The sequence below is a fragment of the Affinibrenneria salicis genome (assembly GCF_008710095.1).
Genome location: NZ_VYKJ01000005.1, coordinates 338123 through 354731 on the forward strand (window position 1 = coordinate 338123; position 16609 = coordinate 354731).

General features: G+C 54.6%; 15 protein-coding genes. 9 read left to right on the forward strand and 6 right to left on the reverse strand.

From position 1 onward, the window contains the following. Positions 1–51: 51 nt before the first annotated feature. Positions 52–1422, reverse strand: coding sequence for a DUF6880 family protein (locus tag FJU30_RS12620; protein ID WP_150435314.1), 1371 nt, complete (start codon positions 1420–1422; stop codon positions 52–54). 152 nt (positions 1423–1574) lie between these two features. Continuing rightward, positions 1575–2048 carry a bifunctional allose-6-phosphate isomerase/ribose-5-phosphate isomerase RpiB gene (rpiB, locus tag FJU30_RS12625; protein WP_150435315.1) on the reverse strand — a complete coding sequence of 158 codons (474 nt, stop codon included), beginning with the start codon at positions 2046–2048 and terminating at the stop codon, positions 1575–1577. A gap of 368 nt (positions 2049–2416) precedes the next feature. Between rpiB and FJU30_RS12630 the strand changes: the two genes are divergently transcribed. The 7 genes from FJU30_RS12630 (at position 2417) to FJU30_RS12660 (ending at position 9160) form a co-directional block, all read left to right on the forward strand. Beyond that, positions 2417–3301, forward strand: coding sequence for a MurR/RpiR family transcriptional regulator (locus tag FJU30_RS12630; RefSeq protein ID WP_150435316.1), 885 nt, complete (start codon positions 2417–2419; stop codon positions 3299–3301). 118 nt (positions 3302–3419) lie between these two features. Continuing rightward, positions 3420–4355: a D-allose transporter substrate-binding protein gene (gene alsB, locus FJU30_RS12635; RefSeq protein ID WP_150435317.1), complete on the forward strand. Its 936-nt coding sequence runs from the start codon at positions 3420–3422 to the stop codon at positions 4353–4355. A gap of 79 nt (positions 4356–4434) precedes the next feature. Further along, on the forward strand, positions 4435–5967 hold the full coding sequence (alsA, locus tag FJU30_RS12640; protein WP_150435318.1) for a D-allose ABC transporter ATP-binding protein AlsA: 1533 nt from the start codon (positions 4435–4437) through the stop codon (positions 5965–5967). Beyond that, positions 5946–6926 carry a D-allose ABC transporter permease gene (alsC, locus tag FJU30_RS12645; protein WP_150435319.1) on the forward strand — a complete coding sequence of 327 codons (981 nt, stop codon included), beginning with the start codon at positions 5946–5948 and terminating at the stop codon, positions 6924–6926. Before alsA ends, alsC begins: the two co-directional genes overlap by 22 nt. A 10-nt stretch (positions 6927–6936) precedes the next feature. Next, on the forward strand, positions 6937–7623 hold the full coding sequence (gene alsE, locus FJU30_RS12650; protein WP_150435348.1) for a D-allulose 6-phosphate 3-epimerase: 687 nt from the start codon (positions 6937–6939) through the stop codon (positions 7621–7623). Then, a complete protein-coding gene (gene alsK / locus FJU30_RS12655; RefSeq protein ID WP_150435320.1) occupies positions 7616–8524 on the forward strand; it encodes an allose kinase in 909 nt (302 codons plus the stop codon). Before alsE ends, alsK begins: the two co-directional genes overlap by 8 nt. Positions 8525–8830: 306 nt before the next feature. Continuing rightward, on the forward strand, positions 8831–9160 hold the full coding sequence (locus FJU30_RS12660; RefSeq protein WP_150435321.1) for a DHCW motif cupin fold protein: 330 nt from the start codon (positions 8831–8833) through the stop codon (positions 9158–9160). Positions 9161–9243: 83 nt separating this feature from the next. Here the strand turns inward: FJU30_RS12660 and FJU30_RS12665 are convergent, their stop codons facing one another. Continuing rightward, positions 9244–10155 (reverse strand): AraC family transcriptional regulator, encoded by a 912-nt coding sequence (locus tag FJU30_RS12665; protein ID WP_150435322.1) that lies wholly within the window; start codon positions 10153–10155, stop codon positions 9244–9246. Positions 10156–10273: 118 nt separating this feature from the next. On the opposite strand from FJU30_RS12665, the gene FJU30_RS12670 reads away from it, so the two are divergent. Together FJU30_RS12670 and FJU30_RS12675 are read left to right on the forward strand one after the other, a co-directional pair. Next, entirely contained in the window at positions 10274–11287 is a 1014-nt protein-coding gene (locus FJU30_RS12670) for a zinc-dependent alcohol dehydrogenase family protein (protein WP_150435323.1), read from the forward strand. Between the two features lie 327 nt (positions 11288–11614). Further along, positions 11615–12391, forward strand: coding sequence for a CDP-diacylglycerol diphosphatase (locus FJU30_RS12675; protein ID WP_150435324.1), 777 nt, complete (start codon positions 11615–11617; stop codon positions 12389–12391). Between the two features lie 148 nt (positions 12392–12539). On the opposite strand, the gene cptA is transcribed toward FJU30_RS12675, so the two are convergent. The 3 genes from cptA to FJU30_RS12690 form a co-directional block, all read right to left on the reverse strand. Next, positions 12540–14255, reverse strand: coding sequence for a phosphoethanolamine transferase CptA (cptA, locus tag FJU30_RS12680; RefSeq protein ID WP_150435325.1), 1716 nt, complete (start codon positions 14253–14255; stop codon positions 12540–12542). Positions 14256–15362: 1107 nt separating this feature from the next. Then, positions 15363–15629, reverse strand: a complete 267-nt coding sequence (locus FJU30_RS12685; protein WP_150435326.1) for a hypothetical protein — start codon at positions 15627–15629, stop codon at positions 15363–15365. Next, positions 15607–16128, reverse strand: coding sequence for a DUF2778 domain-containing protein (locus FJU30_RS12690; RefSeq protein WP_150435327.1), 522 nt, complete (start codon positions 16126–16128; stop codon positions 15607–15609). The genes FJU30_RS12685 and FJU30_RS12690 overlap by 23 nt, the downstream gene beginning before the upstream one ends. Positions 16129–16609: the final 481 nt, after the last annotated feature.

Below are 16609 nucleotides of genomic sequence, written 5' to 3' on the forward strand. Positions count from 1 at the left end.
AAAGAATGCGCAGCGACGTTGAGGAAAAATAATGGCCGCTGGCGCCGTCGTTTATTCGAGACGCTGCCAGAAAGAGGTTTTTCGCCCGTGTTGCTGACGCAGTTGCTGCTGGTACGCCGGCCAGTCAGGTAAATCGTCATAGCGCTCGATCTGCGCATGCAGTTTTTCTAACTGCTGGTAGTAACGCGCCGCGTGCCCATAGGCTTTGATCCGCCCGGCGGCGAGAATCTCCTCCAGCAGCAAACGGTAACAGACAACCGCGGCCAGAAAACGCCGTTCAGCGCGGAAACGTTCCGCCCAGTTCAGCAACATGCTGTAAGAAGCGCGCAGCTGCGCTCTGTGCTTTATCAGTTGTTGTTGCGCGGCGTCGAGCGCATCGAGCGCGATAAGCGTTTCCAGCCGGAGCTCGACAGGCTCCATCTGTAAGGCTTTCTCAACCGCCTGGCCTTTTACCGCCGGTCGCTCCGCCTCCGGCAAAACGCTCAGCAAGGCGTTCAGACGCCGATTATCCGGCTGTCGCTGATAAGCGCGTTGGCGTAATTCGAGCAATTCAGACCGGCGATCCAGCAACACATAGGTTTTATCCAGCAGAGCCAGGCGCTCATTTTCGAAACGCGGACTCCACGGCTCCGCCAGCCATTTCAATGCCGACTCGCCGTCCTGCGCACGCAGACAAAAATCGCTAATACTCTGTTTTTGTAATTCATTAGGCGATGGCGATATCAGCAGGACGGATCGCTCAAACAGCGAGACATCTTGCAACGCCTCGGCCACCGCGGCGATGCCCAGCGTCGCTCGCGCGGCTTCGAAGCTATAATCTTTGCCGCCGGGAACATACTTCGCTTGTTTAAACTCAGTCTCAAAACGCCATACCAGTTGGTGCAGTTCCTCCGGCGTCAGCAGCTGCGCGCTGCCGACAATAAGATTATCCCAGACGGCGTAGCCGTTGTGGTTATGGCGCGACTGCAGCTCAGACAGCCAGTCCAGCTTACAGTTACCCGTCGCTCGCCAGCAGCCTGCCGCCTGCAGCCAGACCTCCAGTCCGCGGGCATAACTATCGCCGATCGCGCCGCCTGAATCATCCGAGCGGCCATAAACATTTTCATGGGTGACCATAAACTGATCGGCCAACTCAAAAGCCAACTGCGGACTGGAGGGCAGTAATTGCGCGATATCATCGATCAAGACACGAAGCGTCTGACTAAAGGCATGGCTTTGGAAATAATCGATAAATTTTCTGCCGCGCGCGATCGACTTGATGCGTTTTTTCAGCTGACGCGCCAGCGCCTGCGGATCGCTACTGAGTAAAATGCTCTCTATGCGCTGATCGACCTCCACGCTCATGCCGTAAATAGCTCTGACGAGCGCAGTTAATTGTTGTTCCGAAGAGACATCTAATAGCCGTTGCAGTTCTGCGTTCATGCATCGTTCCCCCTGGCCGCTCCAAACCCGACAGCGAAGATACAATACCCAATTGCGTTTATAATACAACGGTACAATCAGCCGGATTTACCCGCCGCGCCAACGGTCGTCGCCCTACGGTTAGCCGGCCAGCCGCAACCATGCGGGTTAAATCAACCGCAGTCCGTCGCCGGCCGATGACCAAAACGCGCCTCTACCTCGCCGATGGCGTCGATACGCGCCTGATGGCGGCCGCCTTCGAACTGCGCCCCGAGCCAGGCGTCAACGATCATTTTCGCCAGTTCGCTGCCGACCACCCGCGAACCGAACGCCAGTACGTTGGTATTGTTGTGCAGGCGAGAGAGCTGCGCCGAATAAGGTTCGCTGCACACCACGGCGCGAATGCCGGGAAATTTGTTGGCGGTGATGGAGATGCCGACGCCGGTGCCGCAAATCAGTATTCCGCCCTCAACCTCGCCCGCCAGCACCGCCTCCGCCACCGCGGCGGCATAGCGCGGATAGTCCGTGCGCTCGTCGGACCATGCGCCTTTATCCACCACGGCCACGCCGCGCAGCTGCAGGTGCGCCACGATTTTCGCTTTTAATTCAAACCCGATATGATCGCAGCCCAGAGCAATCTTCTTCATCGCGACAACCTCATTAAGTAAGGGAAAAACTTTACAAATATTATTTATCTGTGAGTCAACGCCGATCTGGCCGATAAAACCAGAGTTACCCAATGGTTAAGCCACTCGGCGCAAACCGATTTTTCACAAAACAGCCAGTTATACACACATAACCAGTCACGCCATTTTCTTTAGACTACGCTCCACAACAAATAACCAATTGTATTTAAATGAAAATAAATAAAACCAACACATTATCTGACGCAAACAAAAACTTCACACACATAATAACTTTATAAATTTATATTTTTTGTGAAGTTGATTGCATATTTTACCCGCCCGATGTGGTGATATAGTGTCGTCTTCAGTTTTACGAACGCGAGAAGCAGATGAGTCAGTCAGAGTTCGATCAGGGCATCCCCAACGGCATCGGCATCGCCCCTTACCTGCGCATGAAGCAGGAGGGCATGACGGAGAACGAAAGCCGCATCGTGGAATGGTTTTTATCGCCGGGAAATTTAAGCGATGCCCCGTCGATAAAAGATGTCGCCGAGGCGCTGATGGTATCGGAAGCCATGATCGTTAAAGTATCTAAACTGCTCGGGTTCAGCGGTTTCCGTACTTTACGCAGCACGCTGATCGACTATTTCTCGCAGTCCGAGCAGGTGCTGCCGGCGGAGCTGTCGTTCGACGAAGCGCCGCAGGATGTGGTGAATAAAGTCTTCAATATCACCCTGCGCACCATCATGGAAGGGCAGTCGATCGTCAATGTGGACGAGATTCACCGCGCCGCGCGCTATTTTTACCGCGCGAAACAGCGCGATTTGTACGGCGTGGGCGGCTCAAACGCCATCTGCGCCGATATTGAGCATAAACTGTTGCGCATCGGCGTACGCTGCCACGCCTACCAGGACGCGCATATCATGATGATGTCCGCCGCGCTGCTGCAGGAAGGCGATGTGGTGCTGGTGGTTTCCCACTCCGGACGCACCAGCGATCTGAAGGCGTCGGTGGAACTGGCGAAAAAGAACGGCGCGAAAATAATATGTATAACTCATAGCTACCATTCGCCTATCGCCAAATTAGCAGACTTTATTATTTGTTCGCCAGCACCAGAAACACCTTTATTAGGGCGCAACGCATCCGCACGGATACTACAGTTAACCTTATTAGACGCCTTTTTTGTTTCCGTCGCGCAACAGAATATCGAACAGGCGACGTTAAATATGGAAAAGACCGGCGCGATCGTCGATTTTTTCCGCCGGGATAAATAATCTTTTCAGTCGGTTCGGCATACAAACTGAAAAGCGATATCGGTCAGATTTAAGATAAGGCAAGCCTAAAATCCGGCCGCTATAAACCGAACGCTTACCCTACAGTGAGAATAAAACGATGAACAAACTTCTGAAGTTATTCAGTGGTGCAGCCGTCGGCGTCATGTTATCCACCAGCGCTTTCGCCGCCGCCGATTACGCCGTGATATTAAAAACACTGTCCAATCCGTTCTGGGTGGATATGAAAAAAGGCATTGAAGACGAGGCGAAAGCCTCGGGCGTCAACGTGGATATTTTCGCTTCGCCGTCGGAGGGGGATTTCCAGTCGCAGCTGCAGCTATTCGAGGACCTGAGCAATAAAAATTATAAAGGCATCGCCTTCGCTCCGCTGTCATCGGTAAATCTGGTCATGCCGGTGGCGCGCGCCTGGAAAAAGGGCATCTATCTGGTCAACCTCGATGAAAAAATCGATATGGACAACCTGAAAAAAGCCGGCGGCAACGTAGAAGCGTTCGTCACCACCGATAACGTGGCGGTCGGCGCCAAAGCGGCCGACTTCATTATCGAGCGACTGGGCGCCGAAGGGGGCGAAGTCGCGATTATCGAAGGGAAAGCCGGCAACGCCTCCGGCGAAGCGCGCCGTCAGGGCGCGACCGGCGCTTTCCAGAAAGCCGGCGCCATCCGGCTGGTCGCCAGTCAGCCCGCCGACTGGGACCGCATCAAAGCGCTGGACGTGGCCACCAACGTGCTGCAGCGCAACCCGAATCTGAAAGCCTTCTACTGCGCCAACGACACCATGGCGATGGGCGTGGCGCAGGCGGTGACCAACGCCGGTAAAACCGGCAAGGTGCTGGTGGTCGGCACCGACGGCATTCCTGAAGCGCGCAAAATGGTGGAAGCCGGGCAAATGACCGCCACCGTGGCGCAAAACCCGGCGGATATCGGCGCCGCCGGTCTGCGCCTGCTGATTGCTGCGGAAAAATCCGGCAAAGTGATCGCGCTGGATAAACAGCCGGAATTTAAACTGGTCGACTCGGTGTTGATTACCCGGTAATTCGCCTTCCCCCCGTTCGCCCGTCGTCGGGGGGATTCAGCCACCATCACCGCAGCCTGACAGATGAAGGGTATCTCCTATGGCCACGCCTTATATCAGTATGGCGGGGATCGGCAAATCCTTTGGCCCGGTTCACGCATTGAAGTCGGTTGATTTAACTATTTATACGCATGAGATTCACGCGTTATTAGGTGAAAACGGCGCCGGTAAATCAACCTTAATGAAAATATTATCGGGAATATATGATCCGACCAAAGGCGCGATTGCCATTGATAATGTTGAATATAACAAACTGGACCATAAACTCGCCGCGCAATTAGGTATTGGCATTATTTATCAGGAATTAAGCGTCATTGATGAATTAACGGTACTGGAGAATCTGTATATAGGTCGTCACCTGACGAAAAAAATCTTCGGCATTAATATTATCGACTGGAAAGAGATGCGTCTGCGCGCCGCCATGATGTTATTACGCGTCGGGCTGAAAGTGGATCTCGACGAAAAAGTGGCGAATTTATCCATCAGCCATAAACAAATGCTGGAAATAGCCAGAACGCTGATGCTGAACGCCAAAGTAATTATTATGGACGAACCGACCTCCTCGCTGACCAGCAAAGAGGTGGATTATCTGTTTTTAATCATGAAACAGTTGCGCAAAGAAGGCTGCGCGATCGTCTATATCTCGCACAAGCTGAATGAGATACGTCAAATTTGCGACCGCTATACGGTCATGAAAGACGGCAGCAGCGTATGCAGCGGCATGGTCAAGGACGTCAGTAACGACGACATTGTGCGCCTGATGGTCGGCCGCGAACTGCAAAACCGCTTTATGGCGCTGAAAGAGAACGCCGGCAACATTGCGCACGATACGGTGTTCGAGGTGAAACACGTCACCAGCCGCGATAAAAAGAAGGTGCGTGATATATCCTTTTCGGTCAGCCGGGGCGAAATCCTCGGCTTCGCCGGCCTGGTCGGCTCGGGGCGTACCGAACTGATGAACTGCCTGTTCGGCGTCGACAAACGCAGCCAGGGGGAAATCCTGCTGCACGGCAAGCCTATTACTCCGCGCTCTCCGCTCGACGCGCTGAAAAAAGGGATGGCCTACATCACCGAAAGCCGGCGCGAGAACGGTTTCTTCGCCAACTTTTCCATCGCGGAGAACATCGCGATCAGCCGAAGTCTGAAGGACGGCGGCTACAAAGGCGCGTTCGGGCTATTCAGGCCGCAGCAGGAACGCGCGACCGCCGAACAGCAGCGCGCCCTGCTGGCGCTGAAGTGCCAGTCGGTCGACCAGAACATCACCGAGCTATCGGGCGGCAATCAGCAAAAAGTCCTGATTTCCAAATGGTTATGCTGTAGCCCGGAGGTCATCATCTTCGACGAACCCACGCGCGGCATTGATGTAGGGGCTAAGGCCGAAATCTACAAAGTGATGCGCCTGCTGGCGGACGAGGGCAAGGTCATCCTGATGGTCTCCTCGGAACTGCCTGAAATTATTACCGTCTGCGACCGCATTGCGGTGTTCTGCGCGGGACGACTAACGCAAATCCTGGCTAATCGCGACGACATCAGCGAAGAGGAGATTATGGCATGGGCATTACCTCAAGAGTGAAAGGCGACCCGGCGGAAAAGAAACCGTTCAACTTCGCCCTTTTCTGGGACAAATACGGCACGTTTTTCATTCTCGCGATTATCGTGGCGATCTTCGGCACGCTGTCGACGGAATATTTCCTGACCGCCAATAACATCACGCAGATCTTCGTGCAGAGTTCAGTGACGGTGCTCATCGGCATGGGCGAATTCTTCGCCATCCTGGTGGCGGGCATCGATCTGTCGGTCGGCGCGATTCTGGCGCTGTCGGGCATGGTGACCGCCAAACTGATGCTGGCCGGGTTTGACCCGCTGTCCGCCGCGCTGATCGGCGGCGTGGTGGTGGGCGGCGCGCTCGGCGCCATCAACGGTTGTCTGGTGAACTGGACGGGGCTGCATCCGTTCATCATCACGCTGGGCACCAACGCCATCTTTCGCGGCATTACGCTGGTGATTTCGGACGCCAACTCGGTGTACGGCTTCTCCTTCGAATTCGTGAATTTCTTTGCCGCCAGCGTTATCGGCATCCCGGTGCCGGTGATCTTCTCGCTGGCGATCGCCGTGCTGCTGTGGTTCCTTACCTCCCGCACCCGGCTCGGCCGCAACATCTACGCGCTGGGCGGCAATAAAAACTCCGCCTTCTATTCCGGTATTGATGTGAAGTTTCACATGCTGGTGGTGTTCATCATCTCCGGTATCTGCGCCGGACTGGCCGGCGTGGTCTCCACCGCCCGGCTGGGCGCGGCAGAACCGCTGGCCGGCATGGGATTCGAGACCTACGCCATCGCCAGCGCCATCATTGGCGGCACCAGTTTCTTCGGCGGCAAAGGGCGCATCTTCTCCGTAGTTATCGGCGGTCTGATTATCGGCACCATCAATAACGGCCTGAATATTCTGCAAGTACAAACCTACTACCAACTGGTGGTGATGGGCGGGCTGATTATCGCCGCTGTCGCACTGGATCGGCTGATCAGCAAGTAAGGAGTTTATGATGAAAATATCCCCCTCTCTGATGTGTATGGATTTATTGAAGTTCAAAGAGCAGATCGAGTTCATCGATCGCCACGCGGACTATTTTCATATCGATATCATGGACGGCCATTTTGTACCGAATCTGACGCTGTCCCCGTTCTTCGTCAGCCAGGTGCGCCGGCTGGCCAGCAAGCCGCTCGACTGCCACCTGATGGTGACCCGGCCGCAGGACTATATCGCCTCGCTGGCCGCGGCCGGCGCCGATTTCATTACCCTGCACCCCGAAACCATCAATGGTCAGGCCTTCCGTCTGATCGATGAGATCCGCCGGCACGGCATGAAAGTGGGCCTGATTCTCAACCCGGAAACGGCAGTCGAATCGATGAAGTATTACATTCACAAAGCCGACAAGATCACCGTGATGACGGTCGATCCGGGCTTTGCCGGCCAGCCGTTCATCCCGGAAATGCTGGAAAAAATCGCCGAGCTGAAAGCGTGGCGCGCGCGCGAAGGGCTGGCCTATGAAATCGAAATCGACGGCTCCTGCAACCAGGGCACATGGCGGCGGCTGATTGAAGCGGGCGCCGACGTGCTGATCGTCGGCTCCTCCGGCCTGTTCAGCTACGCGCCGGATATCGACGCGGCCTGGGACACCATGTCGCAACAGATCGCCCAGGCGAAACGCGAGGTGGCGTCCCATGTCTGATCGGCTTGCCGTGGCTGCAGGGGTGGATATGGGCGCCACCCATATCCGTTTCTGCCTGCAAAACGCTCGTGGAGACATCATCCTGAGCGAGAAGCTGTCCACCGCGGAGACCATCGCCGGCGGGCTGGTGGAGGGGCTGAGCGCGCGCCTGCATCAGTTATTCAGTCGTCACCAGGCCCGGTGCCGCGGCCTGATGATGGGCTTTCCGGCGCTGGTCGGCGACGATGGACGCACCATCATCTCCACGCCCAATCTGCCGCTCACGCCCGACGATCTGAGCGGGCTGGCGGAACGGCTGGAGCAGGCGCTGGGCTGCCCGGTGCTGTTCGCGCGCGACGTCAACCTGCAGCTTTCTTACGATGTGCATGAAAACGGCCTGGAGGACGCGGTGGTGCTGGCGGCTTACCTCGGCACCGGCATGGGATTCGCCATCTGGCTGAACGGCGCGCCCTGGACCGGAGCGCACGGCGTGGCGGGCGAACTCGGCCATATCCCGCAGGGAGACGACCGGCTGCAGTGCGGCTGCGGCAATCATGGCTGTCTGGAAACCGTCTGTTCCGGCGTGGCGCTGCGCCGCTGGTATGAACAGACGCCGCGCCGCTATGCGCTTGGCGAACTGTTTTTGTACAGCCGCAACGATCCGTTTATCGATGCGTTTCTGGCGCACGCCGCGCGCGCGATCGCCGCCAGTATCAACCTGTTCGATCCGCACGCTGTGATCCTCGGCGGCGGGGTTATGGACATGCCGGGGTTTCCGCTGGATGAGCTGATAGCCCGTACCCGGCGCCATCTGCGCCGCCCGCTGCCCCATGACGCGGTACGGTTTATTGCCGCCGGCTCTTCGGACTTTAACGGCGCCAGCGGCGCCGTCAGCCTGGCGCGCAGCCGCTGGCTGGTTTAGCGCCGTGCGGCGCCTCCGGCTGCCGCGCCGGCCGGCTGAAGCGGCGCGGTACGGTCGCATTCGCACGCCTGTCTGACCGGCCGGCGCGCTTCGCCGTCATCGCTCGTCTGACGACTGAACCGGAACCCTGCTGACAGCGCAATGCCCCTCTCCGGCCGACATCAATATCTTCTCCCGGCAGAATGTGTTAAATATTCATAACGATGCGGATGAAGGAAAGGCCGCCGCGCCATTCCCACGCGCTGACAACGCGCCGCACGCGAATGCCACATCTTTGTTTTTCACTCGTCGTACAAGGGAGAGAGTATGCAAATAGATAACCTGCCGTTTGGATTGACTCACTGGCAACAAATCGAACCAACCACTCATCAGGGCGATCAGGGCGTTGCCACCTGGCGAACTCAGCAGTTCGGCAATATACGAGTCAGACTGGTTGAATATTCCGCCGGATACCTGGCCGATCACTGGTGTAAAAAAGGCCATATTCTGTTTTGTCTGGAAGGCGAACTGCGCACGGAGCTGGATGACGGCAGAACATTCACGCTCAGCCCGGGAGTCAGCTACCAGGTGGCCGATAACGCCGAGGCGCACCGTTCCTCTTCGCCGAAAGGCGCGAAATTATTTATCGTTGACTGACCCTCTCGCGCCGCGAGCCGATTTCCGAGCCGTATCGCGCTGTTAGCCGCCGTCACTCTGCCATAACTCGTTTTCGCCCCCGGTTAACAAAGCGCGGATTTTCGATAGTCGCCCGGCGTCTGCCCCTGAAAACGCTTAAACGCGCGCCCTAATGTCACGGCTGAATCATAGCCCACCCGTTCAGCGATCGCGCTGAGCGGCAGTGCGGGTTGCCGTAACAAACAGCGGGCGCGATACATGCGCCAGTGAGTCAAATATCCCAGCGGCGTGTCTCCGGTCACGCTTTTAAAGCGCGCCGAAAAGGCGGAGCGGGACATGCCGGCCAGCTCGGCCAGCTCGTCGACCGTCCACGGATGCGCAATATGCTGATGCATTTGCCGTATCGCGTGGCCCAGCTTAGCGTCCGTCAGGCCGGCAATCCAGCCGTGATGCGGCTGTGCTCGCAGACAGTGCGCGCGAATCGCCTGAATAAAAACAATATCGGCTAACCGGCTTATCACGATCCGCGCGCCTAAATTTTCCTGCGCGGTTTCCAGCGCCAGCAGCTCAAAGGCCGACTGCAATAACGGGGAACGCCGCTCGTCCGCGGCCAGGATCACCACGCGCGGCAAGATCGATAATAACGGCGCGGCGCCCGCTTTATCGAAAGTAAAATAGCCGCACATGATTTCGGCCTCATCGCCTTCCCCGCCAAACGACGCGGTTGTGCCCGCACATTCAGCGAAAATTTCTTCGCACCATAATGTCGGCGTCCGCGGCGCGTCGCGCAGGGAAAACAGCGTGTCCGGCTGGACGATAAACCCTTCGCCCTTTTTTAATCTTATCGGCGCCTCCTCGCCTGCAACATCCAGCCATCCCTGACCGTCAATCATAAAGCCAAAGCGAATCGAGCCGCTTTTAACAAAGCTGACGCCCCACGGCGCGCCGGCGACCAGACGTGAATACAGCGCGCTGTTCAGGTGCATAGCGGCAAAAACGTCATCAAGTGGATCCATCCCGGTCTCCCTTCATAATTATGGACGATGAGACTATAAATAAGGCTTTTAAGTTATTCATCGTACAGGCTGTTCTGTTTAATCTAAAGCCACTTACTGAACAAACAGAGGGAAAGCGATGCAAAGTTATCGTCTGCAGTCATTCGGAAGCATTGAACATTTACAGCGGGTCGAAGAAGACATCCCCGAACCGGGCCGCAATCAACTGCTGATCAAGGTACGGGCCTGCAGTTTAAACTATCGCGATTTGGCCCTGCTGTACGGCACCGGCACGCTCTCGCCGCAAGCAGGGCTCATTCCGCTGTCCGATGGCAGCGGAGAGGTGGTGATGGCCGGCGCAGCGGTCACCCGGTTCAGCGTGGGCGATCGCGTCGCCGGTTCCTTCTTTCCGTACTGGACGGCCGGCGATCTGACAGAGGCGGCCGGGCGCGCGGCTTATGGCACGCAGTCAGACGGCTGGCTGACGCAATACAAGGTCGTTGACGAAGCATCGCTGGTGAAATTTCCCGCTTATTTGAGTTTTGCCCAGGCGGCGACCTTGCCGTGCGCCGCCGTAACCGCCTGGAATAGCCTGATGAAATCCCGCCAGTTGAGAGCGGGAGAAACGGTCTTGACCCAGGGCACCGGCGGCGTGGCGCTATTCGCCGTGCAGCTGGCGAAAATAATGGGGCTAATGGTTATTTCGCTGACCTCAAACGCAGAAAAAGCGCGGCTGCTGACCTCGCTGGGCGCGGACCACATCGTCAATTATCTCGATCACCCGGACTGGTTCAGGCAGGTACGCGAAATAACCGACGGAGAAGGCGTGCAGCGTATCGTTGAAGTGGGCGGCCCGGCGACGCTGGAAAATTCCCTGCGCGCCTGCGCCGCCGGCGGCGAAATCGCACTGCTGGGATTTGTCGCGCAGGGCGCGCAACCCATTGATTTTTTCACGCTGTTCAAAAGCGGCGCGACGATAAGACCGTTTAGCGTCGGCAGCCGGCAAGATTTTGAGCAGATGAACAGGGCGCTGTCGTTCAGCCGGCTGCAGCCGGTAATCAGCCACGTATTCGACTTCGACGATGCTCTGGAGGCATGGCGCTACTTCGATCGGCGGCTGCATACGGGCAAAGTGGTTATTGCTGTAAATTAAGCCAGCAGCGGGAATAATGGAGGAATAAGCGCCGCCGCCTGCGGCGGACACAGCGATTAACCTGATGATTCCCGGTCATTTACCGACGCAGCCTTTTGGTATAACGTAACAGCCGCCCTGCCTCCCTGCGTCCCGGACAGGCGCGCTGGCTGGCGGCTAATCATGGGTTGCGTTCCCCTGTCAATGCCCGATTTATCCGACCAGCCTGCGATAAAAAACCGTGCCATCGCGGCAATGCGCTGATGACTGCGGCTGCCGCCGCATGGTGATATTCCTGTCACAAAGCGGGCATATCCTGCTGTTTTAATTCATTAACTGGTTACGATAATGAGATTGCGCCGTTCGCTGTTTGTACTTACGCCATTCCTGATAGTGGTTGCTATCGCCTGGGTCGCCTATGCCTGGTGGAAACCCGCCCACCCGGATGCGCTCTGGCACATCGTCAGCCAGCAATGCCTGCCCAATCAGCAAACAAACCATAACCCGGCTCCCTGTATCCAGGTGAATGAACAGGACGGCTTCGTGGTGCTCAAAGATCGCAACGGTCCGCTTCAATATTTGCTGATACCCAGCGCTAAAATTACCGGCATCGAAAGTCCGTTATTGCTGGCGCCGCACGCGCCCAATTTTTTTGCCCGAGCCTGGCAGGCTCGCCATTTCATGGCGGATAAGTACGGCAAACCGATCGATGACAGCGTTATCTCGCTGACGATCAACTCAGAATACGGCCGCACGCAGAATCAACTGCATATCCATATTTCCTGCCTGCAGCCAACGGTAAAACATCGTTTAGCGCAGCTGGCGGACAGTGTTGACCAGCAATGGCAGTCGCTGCCGGGCGGATTACTGGGGCACGATTATCTGGCGCGCCGCATCAGCGCCAGCGAGCTGGATCAGCAGGGCGCGTTCCAGTCATTGGCCCAGGGCATTGACGGCGCGCGGGAAAATATGGGCCATTATGGCATGGCCATGACCGGATTGCCGGGCGGCGACTTTCTGCTGCTGGCGACCCGCCTGAGCCTGTTGCCGTTCACGCGCGCCTCCGCTGAAGAAATTCAGGACCACCGCTGTGAGATTCTCAACCCGGCGCCGGCCCGCCAATAACAGACGCGCGATGAAACGAGCCGCGTTGCTGATGCCGCGTGCAGCAAGGTTCCGGTAATCGATACGCGGCGACGTTTCGTCAGCAGCGCAATGAACGGCGACGGCAGAGGCTATACACCAACCGCCGTCTTTTACTCGTTTGCCGTTTTTATTCGTTTACCGCTGACGGCAGCGCATCAAAATCTCTTAGTCCGTTTTTATCATACGGATTCCCTATCCAGCGTTCAGTCGGTCTGAAATCCGGACTGACCAGACTCTTTTGCGGTTCATACAGCTCATGACTCAAGCCCGCTAGATCGGCCCAGGTATGGATCAAGTGAGCGCTGCTGTATCGCCGATCAGTATACGCGGCGTACTGACGGGGATGACTTTTTTGCCATTCCGGCGACTGCCACAAAATAAACGGGACAGTATACATAGCCCGAGTGGGAGCGCCTTCGTTACGGCCCAGCACGTTATGCGGCGGAGTTTCATACACATCTTCGCCGTGATCGGAAAAATAGAGCAGAAAACCATTGGGCTTATGACGGGCGAAAGTTTCGATCAAACTGCTGACGACAAAATCGTTATATAACACCGCATTGTCATAGCTATTATAAATATCGGCCTGCTGGTCACTGAGCAGCGTGGGAATGCCCGTCCGGTCATTGAAACGCTGATAACGCTCCGGATAACGGTATAGATATTTCATGTGCGTCCCCAACAGGTGAACCACAATAAATTTTTTCTCGGCCGGATCGCGCAATACTTCATCAAAGGGCGCCAGCACGACATCGTCATACTGTCGGGCGCTCTGTGTTCGCTGGTTATTCAGATAAAATTGCCGGTCTGTCTGCTGCGAAAAAACCGTCAGCATCGTATTGCGTTCGGTGATGGTCTGCTGATTGGTGATCCAGAACGTTTTATATCCGGCCTGTTTCATCATATTCATCAAAGATGGCTGGCTAAGATAACGATCCGGCTGTTGCTGATCGGCAAATGTCAGCGCCTGTTGCAATAACTCAATAGTATAAGGCCGCGGCGCCACCACATTATTAAACACCGTCAGATTAGAATCGGTCTTACTTAATGCCTCTAGCCGGGGCGTGGTGGGCCGGGAATAGCCGTACAGGCTCATTCGGCTACGGGTGGTGGACTCACCGATCACCAGCACCAGCGTGCGGGGAACGTCGCCATTGGCGTCTTTCAGATTAGCTAATGGCGGCAACGCGGCATTTTGTTGCAGCATGGCTTCCATACTGGTCAACTGGTGCCGATATTCCAGATAACTGCCGACAAATTGCCATGGCGCGGTGGTGCCCATGCGCCCGGCAAGATAGCTAATAGCGTCGTCTCCCGGCAAATGCTGTTTTATCATTTTGTCATAGACGGGAATGCCAAACAGTACGGTCAGAATCAGCAATGAGATAATAAAGCGATAACGCGTGGATAAATACAGCGGGCGTATCCGCGTCCACAGGTAAACAGCAGCAACGGTATAGCTCAGAATAACGACAATTAGTCTGAAACTAAGGTACTGACTGGCATATTCTCCAGCCTCTTTACTATTCGACTCAAAAATGACGAATAATACGCTTTGCGAAAACTCCTGCCCGTAAATAAGATAATACCCCAGCGCGACGCAGGCCGTAATCCACAAAAAAACGCCGAGCAACAAGGCAATAAGGCGAGTCTGACGAGGGAAGAAAAGCAGCGGAATAAGCCATAACAGGCTATATAACAAGGCATCCCGTAGCCCGTTGAAACCGCTATGCCCGGAAAACAGGATAACCAGCTGTAGCATACATGAAAAATACCAGAAAAATAGCAGCAACCGGAACAGGGAACTCCATTTATAACGGTCACGAAAAAAAACGCCTGTCATTTTATGATTCCATTTTGTAAATCAAATAATTATTTACTGCTTTGTGAATACGCCCTAAATCACTCGAACTGCAGAACAAAACATTATCGTTTTGCACAACATATCCGTTACTGCTTTATGGGCGAGACGCATGAATGCGTTTCGCTATGCGGCAAGAGAGGGTCAAATTCGCCGGCAACGAATTTGAACGCCGCTGGCGACGGCTCTGGGATGGGACGAATAGTTGAGCGCGGCCAGCGCATCTGCAACCTGAAGGATGGCGGGTATACAACACGAAAACAGGTCTGGCGCACAACCTGAAATAAAAATGGATACACATTTATTCATACTGGCGCCGCACACACAGCTAAAAACAGAAACAAAAAAATACAGACCTCAAAAAACATGGCACTCCCCTAATGAAAGATATCCTCAGTCATTCGAGTTGCAGCAAGGCGGCAAGCAAGGGTCAAATTCGTCGGCAACGAACTTGACCAGCCAACGGCTGGCCTTCGGTAAGAAACAGGATGTCTCTCATTAATCCCAATGCGCTTACTCAGATAAGCGAACGCAGCCAGCGCACCTGCAACCTGAAGGATCACGGGTATAGACAGAATTAAACCAGCTTCATATCCAGATTCTGTCCATGTTTCATCAAGAAATTATCAAGACGCAACATCCATTACTGACAGCCAGCGTCACCTCATGGAACGCCGATAATTGAGCGGCCATAACGCATTTCAGCGGCTTTATCTCATCAGGAACGCCGCCGCGTTTGCAGGATAAACCTATCCTCATTCCGGTTCGGCAATTTTGACTTTAAGGCGGCGAATTCCCAACTCTTGCCCGGTATAGACGGGAATAAACGAGGCTCACGGCAGAACGCGACATCGACCTTCTCCCGACAACGTTTTTCCAGTTATTACGGGCACGCTTTCGGTCAGTAATGCAACAGATCTACGCTTTAATTCCGCGGCATATGGATTACGGAATGTCTTTCTCACCGATTTTGTTTTGCCTACGCCATAGTTCACCCTGTTAACGATTTTACTCGCTTAACGGCGTGAACTATGGCGCAGGTAGGTATCATCGGCCCGCAACATGACGACAGCGCGATTACAGGGTGCCTTAGCGTTTGCTTTTTCCACACAGTAGAAATATTACGATTGCAACCAAAAGCGGAACGCCAAACAAAACCCATAACCCGGCTGGGTCATACTCTCCGTCAGCCATCGCGACACCGGTAACATTCAGCAGATCATCAACCCGATAGGAGAGTTTCTCAAGCAACCGCCAAATCGGAGTTACAAAAAAAACCACCGCCAGACAGGCAAGATAGAGACCAATGAAAAAGAGCACCCGGCTCAAGCGGCTACTTGATGCGGCAGTTTTCATAGTCTGTCCTCCCGCTCACAACAACCTGTCCATATGCCATAATGCCTGACTTCAATTTCACCTTTTGGGTTGTCAAAAGAGCGCGGCGCAACACTTCAAACTGGGGCACGGTAGAAAACGTGATACATCCCCATGATTCTCCGCTGCCATCCGGGCGTAATGGGTGGATTCTAAACCCCCCTCTATCAACACCATTTACAAACACATGATCACTCATCGTCTGGCTGTCGTAGAGGCCAAACCATGTACTGTGATCTGTCCCATTTCTCCAATCCTTGATGGCGCTTAACACCCGATTAGCAAAACTACCTGTCGGGCGGTCGACAATCCAATAGTTGCCGGGAGGCAATGCTGCTTTATCCTTGAACGCACATTCAGAAATATTTGTTGTGGATTTTTCCCCAGAGAACACATCAAAAGTTCCTACGCCATAACACAGCAATTTTACTGTTTTTCCGTCTGTGCTTACCGTGTTGTAGTCCATTTCACACTGAATCATATTCACAACTTCATAATTACATAGTTAATTTTTCCTTATGATATCACCATTTTATCGCTCTCAAATCGAGAATTTTTGCGGCCTTACCGCCTCAGGCGACCTGAATTTGCGCATCAGGGGCAAATAAGACGCAATGATAGATATTCCATTGTTCAGTGTGATTGAAGGGTATCACCCCATTTTTAACGGAGGTCATGCAGAGTTATGCAGTACGTAACGCATGCTGTTTGGGGGTATAACTGAACACGTGCGGCAAATTGATGCTGTTTTTGACGTTTGCATCCCAGGATTGTCCCATTCATTAATGGGTAATATGAACAATACCTGAATCACATCACATTGATAGTATTAACCAGGTGTTTAGTCCCGGCATTTGATGGAGCGGATCCATTTTGAAATGCTCTGGCTTGGATGTCCACTGTTTACAGATGAATTCGTAAGGTGTCAGGCCCCTGAGCGTCTTAAGCCTTCGCCCGAAGTT

Coding starts and splice junctions, on each gene's coding strand:
- FJU30_RS12620 (WP_150435314.1), bottom strand. CDS start 1,422: ATGAACGCAGAACTGCAACGGCTATTAGATGTCTCTTCGGAACAACAA.
- rpiB (WP_150435315.1), bottom strand. CDS start 2,048: ATGAAGAAGATTGCTCTGGGCTGCGATCATATCGGGTTTGAATTAAAA.
- FJU30_RS12630 (WP_150435316.1), top strand. CDS start 2,417: ATGAGTCAGTCAGAGTTCGATCAGGGCATCCCCAACGGCATCGGCATC.
- alsB (WP_150435317.1), top strand. CDS start 3,420: ATGAACAAACTTCTGAAGTTATTCAGTGGTGCAGCCGTCGGCGTCATG.
- alsA (WP_150435318.1), top strand. CDS start 4,435: ATGGCCACGCCTTATATCAGTATGGCGGGGATCGGCAAATCCTTTGGC.
- alsC (WP_150435319.1), top strand. CDS start 5,946: ATGGGCATTACCTCAAGAGTGAAAGGCGACCCGGCGGAAAAGAAACCG.
- alsE (WP_150435348.1), top strand. CDS start 6,937: ATGAAAATATCCCCCTCTCTGATGTGTATGGATTTATTGAAGTTCAAA.
- alsK (WP_150435320.1), top strand. CDS start 7,616: ATGTCTGATCGGCTTGCCGTGGCTGCAGGGGTGGATATGGGCGCCACC.
- FJU30_RS12660 (WP_150435321.1), top strand. CDS start 8,831: ATGCAAATAGATAACCTGCCGTTTGGATTGACTCACTGGCAACAAATC.
- FJU30_RS12665 (WP_150435322.1), bottom strand. CDS start 10,155: ATGGATCCACTTGATGACGTTTTTGCCGCTATGCACCTGAACAGCGCG.
- FJU30_RS12670 (WP_150435323.1), top strand. CDS start 10,274: ATGCAAAGTTATCGTCTGCAGTCATTCGGAAGCATTGAACATTTACAG.
- FJU30_RS12675 (WP_150435324.1), top strand. CDS start 11,615: ATGAGATTGCGCCGTTCGCTGTTTGTACTTACGCCATTCCTGATAGTG.
- cptA (WP_150435325.1), bottom strand. CDS start 14,255: ATGACAGGCGTTTTTTTTCGTGACCGTTATAAATGGAGTTCCCTGTTC.
- FJU30_RS12685 (WP_150435326.1), bottom strand. CDS start 15,629: ATGAAAACTGCCGCATCAAGTAGCCGCTTGAGCCGGGTGCTCTTTTTC.
- FJU30_RS12690 (WP_150435327.1), bottom strand. CDS start 16,128: ATGATTCAGTGTGAAATGGACTACAACACGGTAAGCACAGACGGAAAA.